Source organism: Blastococcus sp. PRF04-17 (genome assembly GCF_023016265.1).
GTDB lineage: Bacteria > Actinomycetota > Actinomycetes > Mycobacteriales > Geodermatophilaceae > Blastococcus_B.
The window spans coordinates 3,156,358-3,180,514 of the sequence record NZ_CP095412.1; the positions used below are offsets into that span (position 1 = coordinate 3,156,358).

23 protein-coding genes are annotated in these 24,157 nt (G+C 73.3%); 9 read left to right on the forward strand and 14 right to left on the reverse strand.

Going from position 1 to position 24,157, the window contains the following annotated elements; genetic code table 11:
- Positions 1-57 precede the first annotated feature (57 nt).
- The 6 genes from MVA48_RS15960 to MVA48_RS15985 all read right to left on the reverse strand — a co-directional run bounded on the left by MVA48_RS15960 (position 58) and on the right by MVA48_RS15985 (position 7,146).
- Entirely contained in the window at positions 58-1,338 is a 1,281-nt protein-coding gene (locus MVA48_RS15960; RefSeq protein WP_246981677.1) for a GGDEF domain-containing protein, read from the reverse strand.
- A 139-nt stretch (positions 1,339-1,477) separates the two neighbouring features.
- Entirely contained in the window at positions 1,478-2,176 is a 699-nt protein-coding gene (locus MVA48_RS15965) for an NYN domain-containing protein (protein WP_246981678.1), read from the reverse strand.
- Between the two features lie 98 nt (positions 2,177-2,274).
- Complete coding sequence (locus MVA48_RS15970; protein WP_246981679.1) at positions 2,275-4,341, reverse strand: putative bifunctional diguanylate cyclase/phosphodiesterase; 2,067 nt, start codon at positions 4,339-4,341, stop codon at positions 2,275-2,277.
- 171 nt (positions 4,342-4,512) lie between these two features.
- The gene (locus MVA48_RS15975) at positions 4,513-6,132 is read right to left on the reverse strand and encodes an acyl-CoA dehydrogenase family protein (RefSeq protein WP_246981680.1); all 1,620 of its coding nucleotides are present in this window, start codon (positions 6,130-6,132) and stop codon (positions 4,513-4,515) included.
- Positions 6,133-6,453: 321 nt separating this feature from the next.
- Positions 6,454-6,705: a hypothetical protein gene (locus MVA48_RS15980; protein WP_246981681.1), complete on the reverse strand. Its 252-nt coding sequence runs from the start codon at positions 6,703-6,705 to the stop codon at positions 6,454-6,456.
- Between the two features lie 60 nt (positions 6,706-6,765).
- The gene (locus tag MVA48_RS15985; protein WP_246981682.1) at positions 6,766-7,146 is read right to left on the reverse strand and encodes a hypothetical protein; all 381 of its coding nucleotides are present in this window, start codon (positions 7,144-7,146) and stop codon (positions 6,766-6,768) included.
- Between the two features lie 73 nt (positions 7,147-7,219).
- Between MVA48_RS15985 and MVA48_RS15990 the strand changes: the two genes are divergently transcribed.
- From MVA48_RS15990 to MVA48_RS16015, 6 genes are all read left to right on the forward strand, one after another.
- Positions 7,220-7,525, forward strand: coding sequence for a hypothetical protein (locus MVA48_RS15990; RefSeq protein ID WP_246981683.1), 306 nt, complete (start codon positions 7,220-7,222; stop codon positions 7,523-7,525).
- A gap of 170 nt (positions 7,526-7,695) precedes the next feature.
- Positions 7,696-8,817 (forward strand): hypothetical protein, encoded by a 1,122-nt coding sequence (locus MVA48_RS15995; RefSeq protein ID WP_246981684.1) that lies wholly within the window; start codon positions 7,696-7,698, stop codon positions 8,815-8,817.
- Positions 8,818-8,960: 143 nt separating this feature from the next.
- Complete coding sequence (locus tag MVA48_RS16000) at positions 8,961-10,112, forward strand: hypothetical protein (protein ID WP_246981685.1); 1,152 nt, start codon at positions 8,961-8,963, stop codon at positions 10,110-10,112.
- A 186-nt stretch (positions 10,113-10,298) separates the two neighbouring features.
- Complete coding sequence (locus tag MVA48_RS16005; RefSeq protein WP_246981686.1) at positions 10,299-11,813, forward strand: hypothetical protein; 1,515 nt, start codon at positions 10,299-10,301, stop codon at positions 11,811-11,813.
- A 161-nt stretch (positions 11,814-11,974) separates the two neighbouring features.
- Positions 11,975-12,847 (forward strand): class E sortase, encoded by an 873-nt coding sequence (locus MVA48_RS16010; protein WP_246981687.1) that lies wholly within the window; start codon positions 11,975-11,977, stop codon positions 12,845-12,847.
- 32 nt (positions 12,848-12,879) lie between these two features.
- Positions 12,880-13,038 (forward strand): hypothetical protein, encoded by a 159-nt coding sequence (locus MVA48_RS16015; RefSeq protein WP_246981688.1) that lies wholly within the window; start codon positions 12,880-12,882, stop codon positions 13,036-13,038.
- Between the two features lie 10 nt (positions 13,039-13,048).
- On the opposite strand, the gene MVA48_RS16020 is transcribed toward MVA48_RS16015, so the two are convergent.
- Entirely contained in the window at positions 13,049-14,332 is a 1,284-nt protein-coding gene (locus MVA48_RS16020; protein ID WP_246981689.1) for a competence/damage-inducible protein A, read from the reverse strand.
- Positions 14,333-14,467: 135 nt separating this feature from the next.
- Between MVA48_RS16020 and MVA48_RS16025 the strand changes: the two genes are divergently transcribed.
- Positions 14,468-15,274 carry a hypothetical protein gene (locus tag MVA48_RS16025; protein WP_246981690.1) on the forward strand — a complete coding sequence of 269 codons (807 nt, stop codon included), beginning with the start codon at positions 14,468-14,470 and terminating at the stop codon, positions 15,272-15,274.
- Positions 15,275-15,279: 5 nt separating this feature from the next.
- Here the strand turns inward: MVA48_RS16025 and MVA48_RS16030 are convergent, their stop codons facing one another.
- The 3 genes from MVA48_RS16030 to MVA48_RS16040 form a co-directional block, all read right to left on the reverse strand.
- Positions 15,280-17,076, reverse strand: a complete 1,797-nt coding sequence (locus tag MVA48_RS16030) for a SpoIIE family protein phosphatase (protein WP_246981691.1) — start codon at positions 17,074-17,076, stop codon at positions 15,280-15,282.
- 100 nt (positions 17,077-17,176) lie between these two features.
- Entirely contained in the window at positions 17,177-18,631 is a 1,455-nt protein-coding gene (locus tag MVA48_RS16035; RefSeq protein WP_246981692.1) for a serine/threonine-protein kinase, read from the reverse strand.
- A gap of 52 nt (positions 18,632-18,683) precedes the next feature.
- Positions 18,684-20,303, reverse strand: a complete 1,620-nt coding sequence (locus MVA48_RS16040) for a protein kinase domain-containing protein (protein WP_246981693.1) — start codon at positions 20,301-20,303, stop codon at positions 18,684-18,686.
- Between the two features lie 305 nt (positions 20,304-20,608).
- Here MVA48_RS16040 and MVA48_RS16045 point away from each other — a divergent pair, with 305 nt between their 5' ends.
- The gene (locus MVA48_RS16045; RefSeq protein ID WP_246981694.1) at positions 20,609-21,373 is read left to right on the forward strand and encodes an enoyl-CoA hydratase-related protein; all 765 of its coding nucleotides are present in this window, start codon (positions 20,609-20,611) and stop codon (positions 21,371-21,373) included.
- A gap of 80 nt (positions 21,374-21,453) precedes the next feature.
- Here the strand turns inward: MVA48_RS16045 and MVA48_RS16050 are convergent, their stop codons facing one another.
- Positions 21,454-21,684 (reverse strand): hypothetical protein, encoded by a 231-nt coding sequence (locus MVA48_RS16050; protein WP_246981695.1) that lies wholly within the window; start codon positions 21,682-21,684, stop codon positions 21,454-21,456.
- A 116-nt stretch (positions 21,685-21,800) separates the two neighbouring features.
- Between MVA48_RS16050 and MVA48_RS16055 the strand changes: the two genes are divergently transcribed.
- On the forward strand, positions 21,801-22,439 hold the full coding sequence (locus MVA48_RS16055; protein ID WP_246981696.1) for an MBL fold metallo-hydrolase: 639 nt from the start codon (positions 21,801-21,803) through the stop codon (positions 22,437-22,439).
- 42 nt (positions 22,440-22,481) lie between these two features.
- Here MVA48_RS16055 and MVA48_RS16060 read toward each other — a convergent pair whose 3' ends face one another.
- The 3 genes from MVA48_RS16060 to MVA48_RS16070 all read right to left on the reverse strand — a co-directional run bounded on the left by MVA48_RS16060 (position 22,482) and on the right by MVA48_RS16070 (position 24,090).
- Entirely contained in the window at positions 22,482-22,760 is a 279-nt protein-coding gene (locus tag MVA48_RS16060; RefSeq protein WP_246981697.1) for a GlsB/YeaQ/YmgE family stress response membrane protein, read from the reverse strand.
- A 122-nt stretch (positions 22,761-22,882) separates the two neighbouring features.
- Positions 22,883-23,350: an SRPBCC family protein gene (locus MVA48_RS16065; protein WP_246981698.1), complete on the reverse strand. Its 468-nt coding sequence runs from the start codon at positions 23,348-23,350 to the stop codon at positions 22,883-22,885.
- Positions 23,350-24,090 (reverse strand): GntR family transcriptional regulator, encoded by a 741-nt coding sequence (locus tag MVA48_RS16070; RefSeq protein WP_246981699.1) that lies wholly within the window; start codon positions 24,088-24,090, stop codon positions 23,350-23,352. Before MVA48_RS16070 ends, MVA48_RS16065 begins: the two co-directional genes overlap by 1 nt.
- Positions 24,091-24,157: the final 67 nt, after the last annotated feature.

The window sequence follows — 24,157 nt, forward strand, 5'->3', positions numbered from 1 at the left end:
CGCCGGGTACCGGCTGTTCCTTCCCCGAGGCGGGCAAAGGACACGTGTCGCGGCGCCTCAGCGGGGGAGCGGGATGGACGCGTCGCGACGGGGGGAGCCGACCGCGTTGCGGGTGATCTTCGCGCGGTAGAGCTGCTCGTCGGCGCGCGCCAGGAGCTCCACCGGGTAGGCCTCGTGCCCCGTGGCGGTCGCGACCCCGAGGGAGAGGCTGATCTCCCGCGGCCCGAAGCCGTCCGGTCGCAGCTCGGCGGCCTCGACCCGCAGGGTCTCGGCCAGTTCGCAGGCCCGTTCCAGATCGGCTCCGGGCATCAGGACGGCGAGCTCGTCACCGCCCAGACGGGCGACGAGGTCGCCGTTCCGGACCCGGCGGGACAGCAGCGCCGCCACGTGGCGCAGGGCCTCGTCACCGCCCGGGTGGCCGTGGCGGTCGTTGATCGTCTTGAAGTGGTCGATGTCGACCAGCACCATCGCGACGACGGTCTCGCGCCGGCGCGCGTCGGTGCAGGCGTCGCCCAGCTCGGAGTCCCAGCGGCGGCGGTTGGCCAAGCCGGTGAGCGCGTCCTCGTGGCTGAGGCGCTCCAGCTGGGCGAGCAGGATGCCGGTGCGCTGCTGCTCCCGCTCGAGGCGCACGCGGGTGACGAGTTCGCGCTGGTTGAGGGCGTACCGCCGCAGGTGGGCGAGCATGCCGATCAGGGAGGCGGTGGCCAGGAAGACGCTGACGGTGATGAGTTCCTCGGCCGCCAGGCGGCCCGGCTGGACGGCCGCGAAGAAGGCCAGCGCCAGCCACGAGAGCGCGACGACGGCGGCCGTCCACCGCGGACGGGCGACGAGGATGCAGCCGCTGCCGTAGACGGCGAGGGTGAAGCCGAGCAGGTAGTACTCGTGCCCGTGCGTCTGCACGATCATCCACGCGATCTCGATCTGGACGACGGCGAGCACCAGGAAGGTCAGGATCTCGGGCCTCCGGCGCCCGATGGGCAGGCGCCAGAGGGCATACATCGCCAGCAGCATCGGGATGTCGCACGCGAGGCGGACGACCAGGAAGAGCTCGGTCAGGTGGGGCACCGCGAGCCGGTCGACGACGGTCCAGGTCGGCACGGCGATCACCGCGACGATGCCCACCAGCAGGCCGGCCGTGCGGGCGCGGTTGGCCAGTTCGTCACGGAGCGCGGGCACCGCCGCCGTGAGCTCCCGCAGCGACGAGCGCGTGGTCAGCGCGTCCGGGGACCGCCGGTCGCCGCCCACGGCACCGTCGGCGCCGGGCGACGGCGCTGCCGGGGGCAGCACGTCACCCCGACGCAGCATCGCGGCGACGCGGTGCACGAGACCAGCGATCACATCTCCTCATCGGCACGTCCCGCCTCCGACCTGAGCCGGCTCATGGCCTGGCCCTTGCGGGTGACCAGGGCGTTCGCCCACGCCGTCGACCGACAACGTACCGGAACGCGTGAGCCTCGCAAGAGTGGCGGAACGCCGATCAGCGGTCGCGGCGGGCGGTGAAGCTGCTGACGAACTCGCGCAGGCTGCGGGTCGGCCGGAGCCAGGCGCCGTCCGGAGGCAGTGCGTCGAGGCGAACCCGGTCCAGGGGCTCCACGAAGGCGCCCGGAACGTCCTCGATGTCGATGAACTCGAGCAGTTCGGAGCTGATCGCGTAGCCGGCCACCTCGCTGAAGGCGACGACCACCACGCGGGTGCCCGCACGGACCAGCTGCTCCAGCGGCTCGGCGAAGTTGCGGCCGTCGCCGGAGAAGACGACGAGCCGCCGCAGCTGGTGGCTGTGCGACCGGACGGCGATGTGATCGAGCATGTCCTGGTCGATGTCGTCGTCCGGCTGCGTCTTCGGCCGGGCGAACACGGCGAATCCGAACCCGCGCAGGGCCTCCACCCAGCGCTGCAGCGTGCCGGGCTGGGGCGGGATGTTCGCGAACACGCACGCCTCGACCTCGACCGACTCCGGGGCGGGGGCGGAGTCGGCGCCCTCGACGAACCACGCGGCGATCGCGTCGAACCGCGGCCTCGAGGCGGCCGTCGGCCGCGCACCGATCACGGTCGACAGGGTCATGTCGATGTTCGGCGCGTCCCAGATCAGCAGGTCGAGCGGTGGACGGGACCGGCCGTCCCCGGCGGCACCGGGCTCGGACAGGGGCGCCGTGGCGGCGTCGGGGCTGTCGGACACGGGAGCAGTCTGCCCCGCCGCCATGACAGCCGCGGAGCCAGGCAGAACAGGGGGCGGCCCCGCGGGCGCGGTCGCCCGCCGCACCGTGCGCCGGCGGATCACCCGGCTCGGGACACCGCGCGGGCCGCCACCGCCTGCGCGCACAGGTCCCCGCCGCCTGCGTGGACGGCGCGCACGAAGCGGGGCACCTCCTCGGCCGGCATGGCCCGCCCGAGCAGCCAGCCCTGGGCGAGGTCGCAGCCGGCGTCCCGGACCATCCTCAGGTGGTCGGGCGTCTCGACGCCCTCGGCGACCGACCGGATGCCGAGGGTGCGGGTCAGGCCGACGATCGCCGACAGCACCGCGCCGGTCTCTCCGGCCACGGCGCGCTCGGCTGCGTTCAGCAGGGACCGGTCGATCTTCAGCGTGCTGATCGGCAGGGAGAACAGCTGGGCGAGCGAGGACCACCCGGTGCCGAAGTCGTCGATCGCGACCCGCACACCGTGGCTGCGGAGCAGGGTCAGCTGGTCCTCGGCCCTCGTGGGATCTTCGGCGACACTGGTCTCGGTCAGTTCGAGGATGAGGTGGTCCGGCGGCAGCCCGGAGTCGCGCAACGCCACTCGCACGTCCCTGACCAGCGTCTCCGCCGAGAAGTGCCGCGCGCTGACGTTCACCGACATGCGCAGCGGCAGGCCCTGGGCCGCCCAGTCGGCCGCCTGGTGAGTGGCTTCCTGGAGCAGCCACCGCGTGATCGGGATGACCTGCCCGGTCTCCTCTGCGACGGAGAGGAACGAATCGGGGGGCAACAGACCGCGCTCGGGATGCTGCCAGCGCACCAAGGCCTCCATGCCCTCGACCTCGCCGGTGTCGAGCCGCACGACCGGCTGGTAGTGGACGACGAGCTCGTGGATCGCCTCCCCACGCAGGCGCGTCGCCACCTCGAGCCGCCAGCGCGCGGCCTCGCGCAGCCCCGGCGAGAAGAGGTGGATGCGGTCGCGACCCATGCTCTTGGCGGCGAACATCGCGGCGTCGGCGTCGCTGAGCAACTGGTGCGGGTCGCACACGTCGGGCCGCGATGCCGCGACCCCGATGCTGGCCGAGAGCGGGACCGGGATGCCGGAGGCCACGAAGGGCTGCCCGAAGGTCGTCTGCAGCCGGAAGGCCAGCGCGGCCGCCTCCGCCGAGTCGCACTCGCGGGCGAGCACGAGGAACTGGTCGCCCCCCAGCCGTCCGACGGCGTCCCCGGGACGGACCTGCTCGGCGAGCCGGCCGCCGACCTGGTTGAGCAGGAGGTCGCCGAGCTGGTGCCCCAGCGAGTCGTTGACGGTCTTGAAGCCGTCGAGGTCGACGACGAGCAGCGCGGTGCCCGGGGCGTTCGGCCGGCCCTGGGCGAGCGCGGAGCCGACCATCTCGAGCATGGTGGTCCGGTTGGGCAGTCCGGTCAGCTCGTCGTGACCGGCCCGCCAGGCCATGGCCTGCTCGGTGCGCACCCGATCGGTGATGTCGGTGTGGGTGACGACGACTCTCGGCGAACCCTCGACCCGGGTCGCCTGCAGGCGGAACCAGGTGAGCTCGGAACCGAGCTCGGCGGAGTACTCGCAGTCGAAGGAGCCGGGCGGCCCGTCCTCCGGCTCGGCCCACAGCGCCCGCAGACCAACGGCGATCGCGGCGTGGTCGGCCGGCCGCAGTCCGCGGGACATGGCGACCAGGTAGTCGTCGCCGACGCCACCCGGCGCGATGCCGTTGCTGCGCAGCAGCTCCCCGTTGGCGGTCCAGGCGCGGTTGGCGGTGAGGATCCGGCCGTTCCCGTCGACGAGGACCGTTGCGGACGGCAGGGCCTCCAGGACGGCGTTGAGCTGCCGGATCTCCGCGTCCCGGGCCTGGTCGTCCCGGTGATGGGCATCGACGTCGCGGAAGAAGACGGCGATGCCCCCGGGATCGGGGAAGGCCCTGACCTCGTACCAGCGGGCCTGCGGCTCGTAGTGGTACTCGAACTGCCGGGGCGAGCGGTCGGCGAGCACGGCCCGGAGGTTGTCCTCGAGGACCGACCCCTTGGTGGCCGGGAAGCAGGCGAGGGCGGGGCGCCCGAGCAGTGCCTCCGCGCGACGTTCCAGGAGCACCTCGGCCGCGGTGTTCAGGTAGGTGAACCGGCCGTCGGGGTCGAGACGGTAGACGGCGTCGGGCACTCCTGCCAGCAGATCGATGGGTCCCTGGCTCGGCCTGTCGTCGTCAACTCGCACGCTGTCCGCTCTCGTCCGCTGCGACGGTTCCGCAGCTTCCCCCGGATGTCGGCACTGACCCGTCAGCCATGACGAGGGCCGGTGAACTACAACGAGGGTAGTAGTTCGCACCGGTGATCAGACAGGCCTGATCGAGGCTCTTTCGACGATCTTGCCGACGGCCGGACCTGCCGGGAGTGTGCCCAGCACAGCAGCCCAGTCACCCCCCAGCCGTGTGGCGCAGAACACATCCGCGACCGCAGCGGGGGCGTACCGCAGCAGCAGGGAACCCTGCAGGCACAGAGCCAGCAGACCGGCCACGCGGCGAGCCCGGAAGGGCAGCGCCTCGGGGTCGCCGAGCTCGGCGTGCAGCCGCTTCACCGCGTCGTCGAACCGGCCGTCGACTCCCCGCGCGAGCTCGATCTCGGCGGAGACGGCGGCCAGCGACTCCGACGAGCGGCCCATCGCCCGCAGCACGTCGAGGGCGATGACGTTGCCCGACCCCTCCCAGATCGAGTTCAGCGGCGCCTGGCGGTAGAGCCGCGGCAGCCCCGACTCCTCGACGTACCCGTTGCCGCCGAGCACCTCCATCGCCTCGGCGACGACGCCCGGCGTCCGCTTGCAGACCCAGAACTTCGCCGCGGCCCCGGCGAGGCGTAGGAACGCCCCCTCCCCGGCGTCCAGCGCGGCAGCGAGGCGGATCGCCAGAGCGGTGGCCGCCTCGCTCTCGACGGCCAGGTCGGCGAGCACGTTCTGCATGAGCGGCTGATCGGCCAGCAGGGCTCCGAACGCCCGGCGGTGCCGGGCGTGGTGCACACCCTGGGTGAGCGCGGCCCGGACCGTCGCCGCCGAGCCCAGCACGCAGTCCAGCCGCGTCGTGTTGACCATCTCGATGATCGCGGGCACACCCCGGCCGGGCTCCCCCACCAGCCAGCCCGTCGTCCCGTCGAACTCGACCTCGCTGGAGGCGTTCGAGCGGTCGCCGAGCTTGTCCTTGAGCCGCTGCAGCCGGAGGACGTTGCGCGACCCGTCGGGGAGCACCCGGGGGACGGCGAAGCACGAGACACCCTCCTCGAGCTGGGCCAGCACGAGGAACAGGTCGCTCATCGGCGCCGAGGTGAACCACTTGTGGCCGGTCAGGAGGTAGCTCCCGTCCGCCTGCGGAACGGCGCGCGTCGTGTTTGCGCGGACGTCGGACCCGCCCTGCTTCTCGGTCATGCCCATGCCCGCGATCAGCCCGGGCTTGCCGGTGGGTTCGGCCAGCCCGAACGCGTACTCCCGCGCGGTCAGGCCCGGCTCGAAACGCGCAGCCAGGGCGGGCGTACCGCGGAGTGCGGGGACGGCGGCGTAGGTCATCGTGATCGGGCAGCCGTGGCCCATCTCGTTCTGCGTCCAGCCGAAGTACCCGACCGCCCGGCGCACGTGGGCGTGGGGGCCGGGATCGGTCCACGGGGCGCCGGCGAGGCCGTGCTCGACCGACGTGCGCATCAGCTCGTGCCACGCCGGGTGGAACTCCACCTCCTCGATCCGGTGCCCGAACCTGTCGTGGGTGCGCAGCTTCGGCGGGTTCTCGTCGGCCAGCCGGCCCCACTCCTGGGCCTGCTCGCCGCCGGCCAGCCGGCCGAGCTCCGCCAACGAGGCCAGGGCGGCCTCGTCGGCGTGCCGGACGCAGGCCTCCGCGAGGACCGTGTCGCCGGCGATCGGGTCGTGGCCGATCAGCGGCGGGACCTGGTTGGTCACCTCGTGCGTGCCCGTCATGTCACGGACGGTACGACCTCGCGGGTGCGCCGGAGACATCACCCGATCGAGTTCCATGGTCATCCGCCCGGGGAGGCGGCGGGATCCGGCGCTGAGCCGGGCCGTTTTTCGTCACTGTCCGCAATGCCCCGATCGGGTGATGCGGTGTGACACGCCGCACAGCCTTTTTGTTCACTCACGTTTCGGTAGTCATGAGACGGATCCGTTCCTAACGTCCGCCGCCGTGGGGACCGTGGTGATCAGGGACGGCGGACAGCCGTGCCACACCCGCGCGTCCTGGCTCCCCCGCACCGTCGCAGCGCTCTTCCTGGGCGCCGGCGTCTATGCCGGCATGGCGCTGGCCCTCGACTCCGCGGCGCACGCCGATGAGGCCGCCACGGCGAGCCAGAGTTCACCCGCAGCGTCGTCTTCGGCGTCACCAGGGGGTTCGGGGGCCGGTACCACCACGTCCGGCAGCGATCCGGGCACCGCCTCGACGACGTCGACCACCGACGCGAGCAGCACCGCGAGCACCTCGAGTTCGAGCACCACGAGTTCCAGCACCACGAGTTCCAGCACCACGAGCTCCAGCACCGGGACGGCCAGCACCGCGACGAGCGCGAGCTCGACCCCGGCTGCCGGCGACGCGCAGGGTCAGGCCGCTGCCTCCGGCGCGGAGGGCGCCGGCACGCCGGCCGACGACGGAGCAGCGACGGCCGACGGCACGACCGCGACGAGCAGCACGACGACGACCGCGACGAAGGTCGAGGACACGAAGGCCGAAACCACGCAGACCGCGACCACCGAGGTCGGAATCACGCAGGTCGGGAGCGCGCAGGTCGAGACCACCGACGGCACGTCGCAGTCGACCTGCGTCACGACGGTCGGCGGTGACCCCCAGGCGGCCGACGGGACGGTGTGCCAGCCCGTCGTGGCGGAGACCGCCCTCGTGGCCGCGCCGGTCAGCGCCACGGACCCGACCGTGCCGTGTGCCACGGCGGCTCCGGCGGCCACGACGGCCGTCACGGCCGTCACGGGAGGATCGCCGGCCGCAGGTACCTCCTCGCAGCAGTCGGGGGACGCCACGGTCGACCGGTCGTCCGACGTCGTGCAGGTCACCGGCGTCGAGCCGGCGCCGGCCAGCACGATCTCCGCCGCGGGCGCGCGGCACACGCAGTCCGACGACGCGCCGCCCACGGTCCCGGCGCCACCGACGACGAGCATCGCCGGTGGGTCCTCCGGTTGCGGCGGTCCGGGTCTCGGCCAGGGCTCTTCGAAGGGATCCGCCCCCGTCGGCGCCGCACTGGGCGACCCGGCCGACTTCTTCTTCGCACCGAACGCCGCCGCGCGCACGGCCCAGGCGGCGGGGTCGGTGGTCACCACGACCGCCGACCCCGCGACCCGGCCGGACTGACGCCGCCGCCGCTACAGCGGCCTGCGCCCGTCCCAGGGTGTGCCACGGGGGCACATCACGACTGGCTGCGCAGCCGCCCCGCTCACCACCCATTCACCAGCGCGTCATCTCACTTCTCAGGGCTCGATGACGCGCCTCCAATCATAAGGACAGGAACGATGAGACGAACCGTGAGAAACGGTCTCGCGATCGCCGGAATGGCCGGGGGCATGCTGTTCCTCGGCCAGGCGGTGGCCAGCGCCGACGAGCAGGCCGCCGGTGCCGAGTCCGGCACCGAGGTCATCCAGGAGTCGACCAGCACCTCGGGCGACGGTGCCGGCAACGCCAACTCCAGCAACAACGAGTCGTCGGCCAACAACTCCAACACCACGACGGTCGTGACCGACGTCGAGGGCGGCGACGGGGGCTCGAACTCCGCGTCGGTCAACACCGGCATCATCGAGGACGGCGGCATCAGCCGGACCTCCACCGAGTACGAGGAGCCCAACGGCGGCAGCGAGGTCGCCCTCGACCTCGAGACCGGCGACGTCAAGGTCGTGCAGGAGGCCAACGGCGGCAACGTCAGCGGCAGCGGCAACGCGCACGTCTCCGGCGGCCCGAACCAGACCGCCACCGCCACCGCCACCACCGCCGTGCACCAGACGGCGACCTCCGAGGGCGGCTCGCAGAACGGCAACTCCTCCGCCAGCTACATGGGCGGCGGCGACGGCGCCGGCAACGCCAACTCCAGCAACAACGAGTCGTCGGCCAACAACTCCAACACCACGACGGTCGTGACCGACATCGAGGGCGGCGACGGCGGAAGCAACTGGGTCGAGATCAACACCGGCCTGATCGGCGTCACCTTCAACTGCCCCGAGGGCTCCACCTGCTACTTCAACATCAAGACCGGTGACGTCTACGTGCACCAGGAGGCCAACGGCGGCAACGTCACCAACAGCGGCAACGTCAGCATCGGTGACAAGGACGGCCACGGCCACGGCCCCAAGCCCGGCCCCAAGCCCGGCCCCAAGCCCGGCGACAAGCCCGGCGCCAAGCCCGGCGCCAAGCCCGGTGACAAGCCCGGTGACGGCCACGACTGCCCCAAGGAGACGGTGACTCCGCCCAAGAAGCCCATCGCTCCGACCTACCACGCCCCGAAGCACAGCTCCGCCCAGCCGAGCGGTCAGCTGGCCTACACCGGAGCCACCGGTGAGGACAGCTCCCTCGGCCTGACCCTGGGCCTGCTGGCCCTCGGCGCGGGCGGCGCACTCACCATGGCCGGCCGCCGCCGCGAGACGGCGACGGTCTGAACCGTCGGTCCGCCGCCCGGACCACTCCGGGCGGCGGACCGGCAGCCACATCGACCACATCACCCATTCACCAGCGTGTCGCCTCACTTCTCAGGGCTCGGCGGCACGCAACCGTTCCAGGGAGAACAACGATGAGACGAACCGTGAGAAACGGTCTCGCGATCGCCGGAATGGCCGGGGGCATGCTGTTCCTCGGCCAGGCGGTGGCCAGCGCCGACGAGCAGGCCGCCGGTGCCGAGTCCGGCACCGAGGTCATCCAGGAGTCGACCAGCACCTCGGGCGACGGTGCCGGCAACGCCAACTCCAGCAACAACGAGTCGTCGGCCAACAACTCCAACACCACGACGGTCGTGACCGACGTCGAGGGCGGCGACGGGGGCTCGAACTCCGCGTCGGTCAACACCGGCATCATCGAAGGCGGCCCGCAGGGTCAGCCGCTGCCGGAGCTGACCTCCACCGAGTACGAGGAGCCCAACGGCGGCAGCGAGGTCGCCCTCGACCTCGAGACCGGCGACGTCAAGGTCGTGCAGGAGGCCAACGGCGGCAACGTCAGCGGCAGCGGCAACGCGCACGTCTCCGGCGGCCCGAACCAGACCGCCACCGCCACCGCCACCACCGCCGTGCACCAGACGGCGACCTCCGAGGGCGGCTCGCAGAACGGCAACTCCTCCGCCAGCTACATGGGCGGCGGCGACGGCGCCGGCAACGCCAACTCCAGCAACAACGAGTCGTCGGCCAACAACTCCAACAGCACGACGGTCGTGACCGACATCGAGGGCGGCGACGGCGGAAGCAACTGGGTCGAGATCAACACCGGCCTGATCGGCGTCACCTTCAACTGCCCCGAGGGCTCCACCTGCTACTTCAACATCAAGACCGGTGACGTCTACGTGCACCAGGAGGCCAACGGCGGCAACGTCACCAACAGCGGCAACGTCAGCATCGGTGACAAGGACGGCCACGGCCACGGCCCCAAGCCCGGCCCCAAGCCCGGCCCCAAGCCCGGCGACAAGCCCGGCGCCAAGCCCGGTGACAAGCCCGGCGCCAAGCCCGGTGACGGCCACGACTGCCCCAAGGAGACGGTGACTCCGCCCAAGAAGCCCATCGCTCCGAGCTACCACGCTCCGACGTACCACGCGCCGAAGCACAGCTCCGCCCAGCCGAGCGGTCAGCTGGCCTACACCGGAGCCACCGGTGAGGACAGCTCCCTCGGCCTGACCCTGGGCCTGCTGGCCCTCGGCGCGGGCGGCGCGCTCACCATGGCCGGCCGCCGCCGCGAGACGGCGACGGTCTGAACCGTCGGTCCGCCGCCCGGACCACTCCGGGCGGCGGGCCGGCACCCGGTCGGGGAGACCGGCCCGGTATCCCCGGCGACCGCACCACCAGAGCGTCGCCTCACTTCTCAGGGCTCGGGCGACGCACAACCGTTCCAGGGGGAACACATGAAACGCACAGCGAGGAACGCTCTCGTCGTAGCCGGAATGGCAGGGGGGCTCTTCTTCCTCGGCCAAGCCGTTGCCGGCGCCGACGAGGGAGCGGGCAACGCCAACACGAGCAACAACGAGGCGTCGGCCACCAACTCCAACACCACGACGGTCACGACCAGCGTCGAGGGCGGCAGCGGCGGCACCAACTCCGCGGCGGTCAACACCGGAGCCATCGTCGGCGGCGGCGGCATCATGACGGCGCCGGCGAGCACCGCCTCGACCAGCTCCGCTCCTCCGCCCAACGGCGGAGGCGGTGGTGGGGTGGCCGTGAAGACGGGTGACGTCAAGGTCTCGCAGCAGGCCAACGGCGGCAGCGTGAGCGGCAGCGGCAACGTGCACGTCTCCGGCGGCCCGAAGCAGACCGCCACCGCCACTGCGGACACCACGGTCCACCAGACCGCCGCGTCCAAGAACCACGGCGGCGGGGCGGGCAACGCCAACACGAGCAACAACCAGGCGTCGGCCAGCAACACGAACACGACCACGGTCAGCACCGACGTCCGGGGCGGCAACGGCGGGGTCAACTCCGCCGCGGTCAACACCGGCCTCATCCTCGATCTCGGCTTTGGTCGTGACCTCGCGGCCACGACCAGCGGCTCACCGGGACACGAGGGCGGCGGTGTCGAGGTGACGACAGGTGACGTCCACCTGAAGCAGCAGGCCAACGGCGGCGACGTCCACAACAGCGGCAACGTGTCGATCAAGGGCGGAGCGCACCAGACCGCCACGGCGCACGCCGACACCGCCGTCCACCAGAAGGCCCGTTCGAAGGGCCACGGCGACGGGGCCTACAACCTCAACGTCAGCAACAACGAGGCCTCCGCCAGCAACTACAACTCGACGACGGTCACGACCTACGTCGCAGGAGGTGACGGCGGCTACAACAGCGCCGAGGTGAATACCGGGGCCATCATCTTCTTCGGCTTCTTCGGTCCGCTGGCGAGCAGCGGCGGGGAGTACGAGGAAGGCGGCTTCGTGGTGGAGACCGGTGACGTCTGGCTGAAGCAGCAGGCCAACGGCGGTGACGTCCACAACAGCGGCAACGTGTCGATCAAGGGCGGAGCGCACCAGACCGCCACGGCACACGCCACCACCACCGTCCACCAGAAGGCCCACTCGAAGGGCCACGGCGACGGGGCCTACAACCTCAACGTCAGCAACAACGAGGCCTCCGCCAGCAACTACAACTCGACGACGGTCACGACCTACGTCACGGGCGGCGACGGCGGCAGCAACGAGGCCTTCGTCAACACCGGCGCCATCATCTTCTTCGGCTTCTTCGCTCCGTTCAGCACCAGCGGTGCGGAGTACGAGGAAGGCGGCTTCGTGGTGGACACCGGTGACGTCTACGTGAAGCAGCAGGCCAACGGCGGCGACGTCCGCAACAGCGGCAACGTGTCGATCAAGGGCGGAGCGCACCAGACCGCCACGGCACACGCCACCACCACCGTCCACCAGAAGGCCCACTCGAAGGGCGTTCGCGGGGACTACTGCAAGAAGACCGTCTGAACCACCGGCCCGCCGTCCGGACCACAGCGGGCGGCGGGCCGGGCACCACCTGCGGGCCCCGTCTGCCGGGAAGCAGTCCCCGGCAGACGGGCGCTCGTCACCGTCGGAGGAAACCGACCGACCGATCCCGGACGCCGGGCACGCCGAACGACAGGGGAACCGTGAGCACCGCAGTGCACCCCGACACCACCCGCGCCGCCTCGTCGGACGGCGAGGAGCGGCCGGCTGCCCGGCGCACCGGGGATCTCGCCCGCACGCTCGCCCGCGGAGTGGGTCAGACGCTGCTCACGGTCGGGTTCGTCGTGCTGCTGTTCGTGGCGTACCAGTTGTGGTTCACCGACGTGCTCGCGGCCCGGGAGCAGCAGCAGCTCGCCGAGGAGATCCAGGAGCAGTGGGCCTCCGCGCCCACCGTCGAGCAGCCCGCGGCGCCGCCGGCGCCCGCCGCCGGGGCACCGACCCAGGCGCCCGCCGCGGCTCCGGAACCGGCGCCGCCGGCGATCGACGTCGCGGTCGGCCAGCCCTTCTCGATCCTGCACGTCCCCGCGCTGGGAGAGGAGTACGCGCGGGTCGTCGTCGAGGGCGTCTCCCAGGTCGAACTGGCTCAGGGACCGGGTCACTACATCGGCACGGCGATGCCCGGCGAACAGGGCAACTTCGCCGTCGCCGGCCACCGCGTCGGTCATGGCGCCCCGTTCCTCGACCTGGACACGCTGCGGCCAGGCGATCCCATCGTGGTGGAGACCGAGGGGCACTGGTTCACCTACCGGGTGCTGGGCGACCCCACCACGGGCGACTTCTCCACCGATCCGAGCGGGATCCCGGGACGCCGGATCGTGCATCCGACCGACGTGGCAGTCATCTCGCCGACCCCCGGCGGCACGGCCGACGAGCCGGCGAGCGGCGCCTACCTCACCCTGACGACCTGTCACCCCAAGTACTCGGCGCAGCAGCGGCTGATCATCCACGCGGCGCTCGACGGGGCGCCGTTGAGCAAGGCCACCGCCCCCGACGGACCGTCGGCGCTGAACGGCTGACGGGGGCCGTACGACCGACCGGGAGGAAACTCGTGTACAGCTGGATCTGGCGGCATCTGCCCGGCCACCTGCCGGCCAAGGTCCTCAGCGCCCTGGTGCTGGTGCTGGCCGTCTCCGCACTGCTGCTCTTCGTCGTCTTCCCGCAGATCGAGCCGCTCCTGCCGTTCACGGAGGTCACCATCACGCCGTGAGCCCGCGGGATCAGGCCGGCGGCCCGCCCACCAGCACCGCACGGAGCAGGTGCATCGCCATCGTGACGGATCGTTCCCGCACGGTCGCCCGGTCCCCCGGCAGGCGCAGGTGCCTCGCCTCGCGTCCGTCCGGGCCGGAGACGCACACGTGCACGGTGCCGACCGGTTTCTCCGGCGTACCTCCGCCCGGACCGGCGACGCCGGTGATACCGACGCCGATGTCGGCGCCGAACCGCGCGCGGGCACCGTCGGCCAGGGCGGCGGCCACCTCGGAGCTCACCGCGCCGTGCCGCTCGAGCACCTCGCCAGGGACGTCGAGCAGCAGCTCCTTGGCGGAGTTGGCGTACGCCGTGATCCCGCCGAGCACCCACGCCGACGAGCCCGGCCGCTCGGTCAGCCGGGCCGCCAGCAGACCGCCGGTGCACGACTCGGCCGTCGCGACGGTCAGCTCCCGATCTGCGAAGCCCCGCGCCACGAGTTCGTCGAGGGTCGGGCCGGTCGAGAAGAGCGTCGAGCCGTAGACGTCGGCCAGCACGGCGCCGAACCGGTCATACGCGGTCTGCGCCTCGGGCGCGAACCGGGTGACGATCTCGAGTTCGCCGTCCCGCAGGCAGGTGGTGATCTCGAGGTCGGCCAGCTCCGCCTCGTGCTCCCGCATGGTCGCGGCCAGCTGCGCCTCGAGCGTGCCCCAGAGCCGCACCGTCTCCTGCCGCAGCTCCGTGCGGCCCGCGACGGCCGCCTGAGTCGCCGCGGCGGCCACGGCCGCCGGCCACATGCCCTGCAGCTCCCCGGGAGGGCCCGGCAGGACCACGACCGTCGGTCCGGACCGGCCCTCGGCCGGGGGGACGACCAGGCCGGGCGCCGTGCCCACCGGCTCCAGCACCGTGGCGCCTACGGGCACGTGCGCCTGCTTGCGGACGCCGGCCGCCGTCGCCGCCGGATCGGCACGCCAGCCGCGACGGGCCGTGAGCCGCTCGGCGATCTCGCCGATCCGCCCCTCGAGCTCGGGATCGAGGGCCGTGGGGCGCCCCTGGAACGCGGCCACGACCTCCGCCGTCAGGTCGTCGGCGGTGGGACCGAGCCCACCGGAGGTGATGATCAGGTCGACCCCGGTGCCGGCGAGGAAAACCAGTGCGGCCTGCAGGTCCTCCGGGCGGTCGCCCACGACGACGACGTGGCCGAGGTCGACGCCGAGCAGCCGCAGTCGCTCGGCCAGCCACGGGCCGTTGCGGTCGGCGACCCGCCCGGTGAGCACCTCGGTCCCGGTCACGACGATGCCGGCGCGCGTTCCCACGCGGCCGACCCTAGGGCGGCGTCCGTCCGGTCACCCGTCGAGGGCGCGCCTCGACCGGCTCATCCGTCACCGCCGTTACGGTGCTGGGGCGATGAGGTCCGATCCGAGGGCCGCCGGAGCGCGCAAGGAGGACCCGTGAGCACGCCGTCCGAACCGGAGCCGCCCGTGGACACGGGACCGTCGCAGTCGTCCACCCGGGAGATTCCGGTCGTCAAGCCCACGACGGGTGCCACCGCGGTGCAGAGCCTGCCGCCGCACCCGGGCGCGACCACCCCGGCGCCGGTTCCGCCCGCGCCCGGGCCGATGGAGGCAGCGCAGCCCACCGGGCCGGTCGACTTCGTGCCGGGCTTGCCCGGGGTGGGCACCCCGCCACCCCCGCGCACCGCGGCGCACGCGACACCGCCGCCTCCCCAGCCGGCGCCTGCCCCGCAGCACGCACCTCCCGCCGCCGCACCTCCCGCTGCCGCACCTCCCGCTGCCGCCCAGGAGGCCTCCCCGGTCTGGCCGGACACCCTGCTGGACGCGGACGAGGCGGCCACCGGACGCCGGCGCAAGGAGCGGACCCCGCGCGAGCGGACTCCGCAGGACCGTGCGGCGGTCCTCGGGCTGGGGTTGGTCGTGCTGAGCCTGGCGCTGCTCGAACTCGGCCTGATCGCGGGTTTCGGCGAGGACTCCTACTGGCGGACCGTTCCCCTCTGGTCCGGGTTCGCCACCGTGTGCGTGCTCGTGGGCGTCCTCGTCTTCGCGGCCTTCTACCGGGGCGGCGACCGGGACCGGTCCGGGCCCGCCTGGCGGCTGGCCGCGGGCGGGCTCGTCGGCCTCGCCGTCTTCTGGCTGCTCGTCGTGCTGCCCGTCGTCGCCAGCGACCGGGGTTTCGTGCTCACCGCGTCACTCGCTGCGCTGGGCGGTGCCCTCTGGATCGGACCGCGCCGCAGGTCCTGAGCTGGTCAGCCCGCCGACCGCAGGGCCAGCAGCGCCACGTCGTCGTCCAGCGCCCGGGGCAGCACGGCGAGCAACCGGTCGCAGAGCTCGTCGAGAGGCACCTGCTGCATGCCGGCCAGCGCGTCGATCAGCCACGCGAGGCCGGCGTCGAGGGTCGCTCCCCGGCGCTCGATCAGCCCGTCGGTGTAGAGCAGCAGCGTCGCCCCCGCGGGCAGTGGCGTGGAGTGCTCCTCCCGCCGAGCGTCCGCTTCGACGCCGAGCAGCCGGTTCGGCTCCCGCTCCAGGAGCGTGACCGCGCCGTCGGACCCCAGCAGGAGCGGTGGCGGGTGGCCGGCGTTCGACCACCGCAGCAGGTGCCCGTCCGCGACCCGTCCAACCCGGGCCAGCACGGCGGTGGCGAGCGTGTCGACGGCGAGATCGCCGAGCGCGTGGTCCAGCGCGCTCAGCACGCGCGCGGGTGACTCCGGCTGGCTGTGCGCGACACCGCGCAGGACGTTGCGCACCTGCGCCATGGCCGCCGCCGCGTGGCGGTCGTGCCCGGAGACGTCGCCGATGACCAGCATCGTGCTGCCGTCGGCGACGAGGAACGCGTCGTACCAGTCACCGCCGACCTGGGCCTGCTCGGCCGCCGGCACGTAGCGCACGGCGATCTCGAGGTCAGCCAGCTCCGGCGGCTCGGTCAGCAGACTGCGCTGCAGCGCCTCGGCCATGCCACGCACCGCCGCGTTCGCCGCCTGCTCGGCCTGGCGGGTCTGGATGCGGTCGAGCACCTGCGCGCACTGCGCGGCGAAGGCCTCGAGCAGCTCGACGTCCTGCGACGTGAAGGCCCGCCGCTGCGACCAGCCGACCGTGAGCGACCCCAGGACGCGGGCACCGGCCTGCAGGGGCAGCGCGACGCACGCCTCGGTACCGGTGGAGGCGAAGACGTCGGCGTTCTCCTTCGCGAACACGATGCCCGCCGCGCGGTCGGGCAGGACGACGGTGCGGCCGCTGCGGGCGGCCACGGTGGCCGGCAGCGGCGAGGTCAGGGGCAGGTCGCCGTACCGGCCCCGTCCCTGCGCGAAGCCACCGGTGCGCACCAGCCGGAGCCCGTCGACGCCCTCGCGGACGCCCATCGCGGCCCCATGGGCCCCCAGTGCCTCCAGCCCGCCCTCGGTGATGATGCGGACGAGGTCGTCGATGGTCTCGGCGGAGGCCAGGTCCAGCGCCACACCGGCCAGCGCCGCCAGCCGGCGGGCCGTCGCCACTTCCGCCTCGCGCGAGGCCGCCAGCTCCAGCGCGCGGGTGTGCAGGTCGGACTCGACCTCCAGCACGCGACGACGCCACTCGGCGTCGCGGCTGCCGTTCTCGCCTCCGGTGCGCTGGGCGAGGACGTAGTCGGTGATGTCCTCGGCCCGCTGGATGACGTAGCGGCGACCGCCGGTCGCGTCCAGCACGGGGATGCTGATCAGGCTCCAGAAGCGCTTGTCGAACCCGCCCCGGCCGTCGGGGATGTCGTACTCCTGCAGCTCCATGGTGTCGATGCGGCCCGTGCTCAGGGCGCGCTCGAAGCTGGCCCTGATCTTCCCCGCCCCGCCGTCGGGATCGGAGTCGTTCGGGTTGCCCGGGAAGGCCTCGAACACGGGGCGGCCGACGAGCTCCTCGAGGGAACGGCCGGTCGTGCGGAGGTAGGCGGGATTGGCGTCGGCGATGACCAGGTCGGGCGTCATCACCAGGTAGGGCGTCGGCATGGCCCGGAAGATCGCCGCGTAGTCGGTCGGGAGCGGCTCGCCGGACGACCGGTCGCCCGGCACCTCGCTCACGTCGTCGTCCGCCCGGCTGCTCGTGGTGGGACCCGGCAGTCCCGGGTCATCGCCGATACTGCCATGCCGCGGGGTCGCCGCTGCGGACGAGCCGCCCGGCTCAGGGGCCGTTCCCCCGACCCCTGCCGCCGCTGCCCTCGTCGCTCCCACCCCTGCCCTTCGCCCTGTCCTTCGCCGTGGCCTTCGCCGTGCCCTTCGCCGTGCCCTTCGCCTCGTCCTCCGCCGTGCCGCCGGCAGCCGTCTCCCCCGCCGGTCGCTCCGGCACGGCAGCGGCGACCTCCGTGGGGACCGACGCCGGGGCGGACGGCGGGGCGGGGACCGGCGGGGCGACGGCGTACGACACCGCGATGCGCTCACCCACGGCCACGGCGCCGACCGGCGTGATGCCGGTGACGGTCCCCGGCGGGGAGCCGGCCGTCTCGACGGCGATCAGCTCGACCGCGAGGCCCAGCGCGGCGAGCGCCGCCTGGACCTCGCCGACGGGCCGGCCGACGTGGTCCCCCGCGGCGAGGAGGACCGCAGCCGGCGTCGTCGGGCCCGTCTCCGTCGCGACGGCCGGCGCAGCAGGAGGTGAGCCCAGGACGTGGGACGCCGCGACCGCGATCCCCGCCCCCGCGAGGAGGGCCAGGGCCGGGACGAGCAGCGGGCGGCGACGCACGGTCGCCGCCCGGCCGACGGCGGGCAGCAGGTGGGTGCCGCCGTCCCGGGGTGCGCGAGGCAGCATCCGGCCGGCCCGGACGTCGTCCACGGCGTCCCGGAACGCCGCGCCGTCGGGGAACCGTCGGGTCGGGTCCTTGACCAGGGCCCGCTCGATCAGCCGGCGGAGGTTCTCGGGAACGTCCGCCGGGAGCGGGCCGGGCACCTCGCGGAGCTGTCGCAGGGCGATCTGGACGGGGTTCTCCCCGTCGAAGGCGCGCCGACCGGCCAGGCACTCGTAGCCGATCAACCCGAGCGCGTAGACGTCGCTGGCCGAGGTCGCCTTGCCACCGGCCGCCTGCTCCGGTGAGAGGTAGTGCGCGGTGCCGACCACCTGCCCGGTCTTCGTCAACGGCACGCTGGACGCCGACCAGGCGATGCCGAAGTCGGTGATCGTGACGACGCCGTCGACGCCGACCAGGACGTTGCCCGGCTTCACGTCGCGGTGCACCACGCCTGCCCGGTGAGCGGCGGCCAGCGCGGCGGCGGTCTGCCGCAGGACGTCCAGGGTGCGCTCGACGTCGAGCCGCCCCTCGCGGGCCAGCAGGTCCGACAGCGCCTCACCGTGGACGAGTTCCATCACCAGGTAGGCGACCTCCTCCGGGCCGGCCGGCGCCTCGCCGTAGTCGTGCACCGTGGCGATGTTGCGGTGCGCGAGGACGGCGGCGTGCTGCGCCTCCGCCCGGAAGCGGGCGACGAACGTGGGATCGCCGGTGAACTCGCTGCGCAGCACCTTCACGGCGACCTCGCGGCTCAGCAGGACGTCCCGCGCCCGCCACACCTGCCCCATGCCACCGGTGGCCAGGAGCTCGCACAGTTCGTATCGGTTCCCGAGCAGGGCGGGCGCCGCTGCGGTCATGGGACGAAGCGTCCCCCGACGGCAGGGAGCATCCCTCCCGAGAGCGGGGGTGTCACCCGGTCGCGGTGTCGGACGTCGCCGGGGCCGACGACGTCCCCGCGCTCGTCGACGGAGCCGGCGTCGTGGTGGTCGGGGACTCGGTGGCTGGCTCGCTCGGCGTGCTGGTCTCCGGCGCCTGTGTCTCGGAGTCGGTCGGCGTGGCGGGCAGCGTCTCCTCGGCCGCGCCGTCGGTGGGCTGCGCCGCCCCGTCGTCGGCGGCTCCCTCGGTCGGCCCACCGGCACTGTCCTCGGTCGGGCCGCCGCCGGTCGTGGCCGACCCGCCGACGGCCGCACCGGTCACCCCCGCGCCACCGGAGGAACCCTCGCCGCCGCCCTCGACGCCGCTCGGCCCGATGGCGTAGGTGACCACGACGGTGTCGCCGGGCGACAGCGGCTCGCCGTCGGGCTCCACGGCCGTGACCCTGTCCGGAACGGCGTCGGCACGGCGTTCCGAGCGGAGTTCGACGTCCAGCCCCAGGGCCGTCAGCCGCTCCGCGACCTCCCCGACCGGGTCGCCGACGAAGTCCGCGGCGTCGAGCACGATGGAACCTGCGTCCCGCTGCTCGGCGGCATTGGCCGGCGCACCGGGGGACGAGTCGGTGAGCGCCTGGACCAGCGCCACGGCGATGCCGGCTCCGGCGAGCAACCCGAGCAGCGGCAGCAGGACCATGGCGATCCGCCCGCGGCGCGGGTCCCGCGGAGGGCGGCTGACCGCACGGGTGTCCGCGGCATCGGTGCGCGGCGGGGGAACCACCGCGGCGGGGACGGCGCGGGTGGTGGCGGCCGGCAGTGGTCGACCGGCCCGGATGGCATCGATGGCCGCGACGAAGGCGTCGCCGTCGGCGTAGCGCTCGTCGGCGTCCTTGACCAGCGCCCGGCAGATCAGCTCGCGCACGTCCTCGGGCAGTTCACCGGGCAGCGGCTCGGGCTCCTGCCGGACCTGCATGAGCGCGATGGTGACGGGGTTGTCGCCCTCGAAGGCGGGGCGCCCCACGAGGCACTCGTAGCCGATCAGACCCAGGGCGTAGACATCACTGGCCGGCGTGGCCGGGCGTCCCTCGGCCTGCTCCGGGGAGAGGTACTGAGGCGTTCCGATGACCTGACCGGTCCGGGTGAGCGCGACGCTCCTGGCCGAGTGGGCGATACCGAAGTCGGTGATCTTGACACTGCCGTCGGGACGGACCAGGACGTTGCCCGGCTTCACGTCGCGGTGCACCATGCCCGCCCGGTGCGCCTCGCCGAGGGCGAAGGCGGTCTGCCGCAGCAGCGAGAGCGTGGTCTCGGTGGACAGCGCACCCTCGCGCGCGAGCAGCGCGGACAGGGGTTCACCGTCCACGAGCTCCATGACGAGATAGGCGAGGGTCTCCCCCGTGCCGTCCTGGGCGATCTCCTCGCCGTAGTCGAAGACGGCGGCGATGTTGGGGTGGCTCAGCGATGCGGCGTGCTGGGCCTCGGCCCGGAAGCGGGCGAGGAACGTCGGGTCACCGGTGTACTCGCTGCGAAGGACCTTGACGGCGACCGGGCGGTGCAGGGCGATGTCATGTCCCTGCCAGACCTGGCCCATGCCGCCGGAGGCGATCAGCTGGTGCAGTTCGTAGCGGTCGCCCAGGCACCGTCGTCCTGGTTCCACCACGGTGGGTCACTCCTCGAATCTCCGGTCGGCAGGCTGTGGGCCGCCTCGTCGCCGCCCAGGGGCGTCCGTCGGGCCCCCGTGCTCCGTGTCCATTTGCGGCCGCCGCTACACATGCCGGCGGTCCGCGTGCCGCCGACGGGCGACAGGAGCCGCCGGCCGTGCGGCACCACTCCGGCGTGGCGGCTGCGATACGTGGTGGATCGGTCACAGCCACGGCGCATGCAGCGCGCTCCCGACGCCATGACAGGGTTGCCTCCAGGACCGACCCGAGAGGCAGGACGACGATGTCCGACGCAACGAGCACAGTGACCCGGGAGGACGCCGACGACGTCGCCACGCTCACGCTGCGACGGCCCGGGTTGTCGCACGCGACGCGCGGCGACCTGCTCGCCGCCGTGCAGGCGATCGCCGACGACGAGAACGTGCGCGCGGTGCTGCTGACCGGTACGGGGCGGGCCTTCTGCGTGGGACAGGACCTCGCCGAGCACGTGGAGTCGCTGCGCGGTGACGCCGCCCGCTCCCTCTCGGTGGTGGAGGACGAGTACAACCCGCTGGTGCTGGCGTTGGCCGCACTGCGGGTGCCGGTGGTGGTCGGCATCAACGGCGCCTGCGCGGGGGCCGGACTGGGCATCGCACTGGCCGGCGACCTGCGGGTCGCGGCGGCCGGCGCCAAGTTCACCACGGCGTTCACCGGCATCGGGCTGTCCAGCGACTCGGCGCTGGCGGCCCGGCTGGTGCACACCGTCGGTGCCTCACGGGCGGCTCAGCTCCTGCTGCTGCCCGAGCCCTTCCCGGCCGAGAAGGCCGAGGAGTGGGGTCTGGTCCACCGTGTCGTTCCGCCCGAGCAGGTCCACGCGGAGGCGTTCGCTCTGGCCAGCCGGCTGGCGCACGGGCCGACGGCCGCCTATCGGGCGGTCAAGACGGTGCTGGCCACCGCCGCCACGGACACGCTCGAGGAGACCTTGGCCCTCGAGGCCCGGCTGCAGACGGAGCTCGGGCAGACCGCGGACCACACCGAGGCGGTCGAGGCGTTCCTGGCCAAGCGGGCACCGGAGTTCACCGGCCGCTGAGGCAGGCGCGCCGACCGTGACGTGTGCACCTGCCGTCGGGGCGAGCTCCCCCACCCGGCGACAGGGCGTCTGGGGTACCGCTAGCGCGACAGGACGGTGCAGGCAGGGCAGACGTCGCGGGCGGCGACCGGCCACGCCTGGTCCGTCGAGACGCGGGCCAGCGACCCGCAGAGCGTCAGCTCGCAGGCGCCGTCCACCTCGGCCGGCGGCCGGTGCATCTCGACGGCGTGCCACATGGCCGCGGTCGGGCCGTGGGCACGGCTGCGGGCGGCGACGACGGTGGCGGTGGTGGGCAGCGTCTGCACGGTCATGTGCAGGCATTCGGCAGGACGCCGCCCGGGTGTTACGGGCCGAGGCGACGGCCTCCCCGGACGGGGGATCCCGGCCAGCGGAGCACCGCCGGCCGGCGCCGGGCAGGATGCCTGCCATGGAGCTGACCAAGCACGGGCACGCGTGCGTCGTCCTCAGCGACGGAGAGCGAAGGCTCGTCATCGACCCGGGTGCGTTCACCGAGCCGGCCGCGCTGGACGCCGCGACGGCGGTGCTGATCACCCACGAGCATCCCGACCACTTCGTGCCGGACCGGATCCGGGCAGCGCTCGAGGCCGATCCGGCGCTCCAGGTGTGGACCAACAAGTCCGTGGCGGCCCAGCTGGAGGGGCTGGGCGGGCGGGTGCACGTGGTGGGCGACGGCGACGCGGTATCGGTCGCGGGCTTCGACGTCACGGTGCACGGGGAGCTGCACGCGGAGATCCACCCCGACGTCCCGCGGATCGCCAACATCGGGTTCCTGGTGGGCGGCCAGGTATTCCACCCCGGCGACGCCCTGACCGTCCCGGAGGAGCCGGTCGCGACGCTGCTGCTGCCGGTCCACGCCCCGTGGTCGCGGGCGGCCGACGTCATCGACTACGTGCGGGCGGTGCAGGCCGACCAGGCCTTCGCCGTCCACGACGGACTGCTCAGCGACACGGGCCTCAACGTCCTCGGCGGTCTGCTGGGCGAGCGCGGACCGGGCACACCCACGCCCTACAGCCGGCTGGCCCCGGGGGACTCGGTCGAGCTCTGAGCCGCTCGCGGCTCGGGGCGCACCGGGTCCCCCGGGCCGGGATCAGCGGACCGCGCGGTTGCCGCGGCCCGACAGGCCCTCGGCGACGCCCACCAGCAGGAACGCGGCGACGACGGCGATGATGAAGCCGAGCACGTTGAGCTCGAAGATGCCGGTCTCGTCGTTGAAGAGGCTGCCGATCAGGCCACCGATGATCGCGCCGACGATGCCGAGCCCGACGGTCGCGAGCATGCTCATGTGCTGCTTACCGGGGCGCAGTACCCGCGCCAGCACGCCGATGACGGCGCCGATGAGGATCAGCCCCAGGATCTGAATGATCACTGCATTCTCCTTCGTCAGTCCGGCGCAGCCCCCGTCCCGGCACTCGCCGGGCGCCGCACCGGTGCACGACGAACCTCCGTACCCCCCGGACGATCATCGAAGCACCGTTCCCCCTATCGGGGTCACCCGCCGGCGCGGGCCAGGTGCGCCGGCACCTTCTCCAGCTCGGCGTCCACCGTGCGCTGCACCAACCTGCGCAGCGCCACCCGCTGCAGCCGGCGGAGCATCCGGCCACCCGTGGTGGGCTCGTGGGTGATGGTCATGGTCACCCGCGTCCCCCCTCCGGCCGTGTCGGCGAGCTCGATACGGGTCGTCCACACCTCCGGCGTCAGCTCCAGCCGGGTGGCGACCACGCGCGGCGGGGCCCAGTCGACGATCTCGCCCCGTGGTGCGCCTGCCTTCGGCGCCGCCCCGTCGAGCCGGCCGGGAGCGCAGACGAACGTCGTCCCGACGCCCGGGGACGCCCCGGCGGCCACGACGTAGGAGACGTCGCAGACCGAGCAGTAGGGCTCGAGGACGGCGAGGGCCCGCCAGACCTCCGCCCGCGGCTGGGGGACCTCGCGCACGCCGGTCGCCGTGGTCGTGCTCATCAGCGGCCGGTCACCGAGACCTCGAACTCGACCTGGCTGACGTCGGGCCGCAGCCGGGAGAAGCTGTGCACGAGCGGGTGCCCGCTGCTGTCCCGGACCGTCGTGCGGACGACGAGCAGGGGTGACCCGGCCACCACCCGCAGCAGGTCCGCCTCGTCGGGAGCCGCCGTGCCGACGTCGACGACGATCCGGGCGGTGGCGAGATCGGCCTGGTACTCCCGCCGCAGGAAGTCGTAGAGGGAACCCTCGCTGAAGTCGGCCTCGACCGCACCGGCGTACCGATCGGCGGGCAGGAAGCTGTGCGCGACGTGGTTCGGCTCGCCGTCCAGGCTGCGCAGGCGCTCGAGCTCGACGACGTCCGCCGCACCGTCGAGGGAGAGCTCGGCGGCCACGGTCGACGGCGCGGGCACGATCCGCTGGGTGAGCACCTTCGTGCCCACCTGCGCACCCTGCTCGCTCATCACCGAGCTGAACCCGGCGATGCGGTGCACGAAGCTCTCGCGGTACTCGTGCCGGATCGCCGGCCGTGTCACGTAGGTGCCGCGGCCCTGCTCGCGGACGAGGTGCCCGTCGGCGACCAGCCCGTCGACGGCCCGCCGCAGGGTGATCCGGCTGACCCCGTACTCAGCGCAGAGCACCGGCTCGGGCGGCAGCAGGGTGTGCTCGGGCAGCGCGGCGACCCGGCGCCGGAGGTGCTCGCGGACCGACAGGTACTTCGGACCGGTTACGGGGCTCACCACGTGGCCAAAGGTACTGGAGGGCAAGACGTCTGGACGTCATGTCGTATGGGACGTCACGTGCGGTACG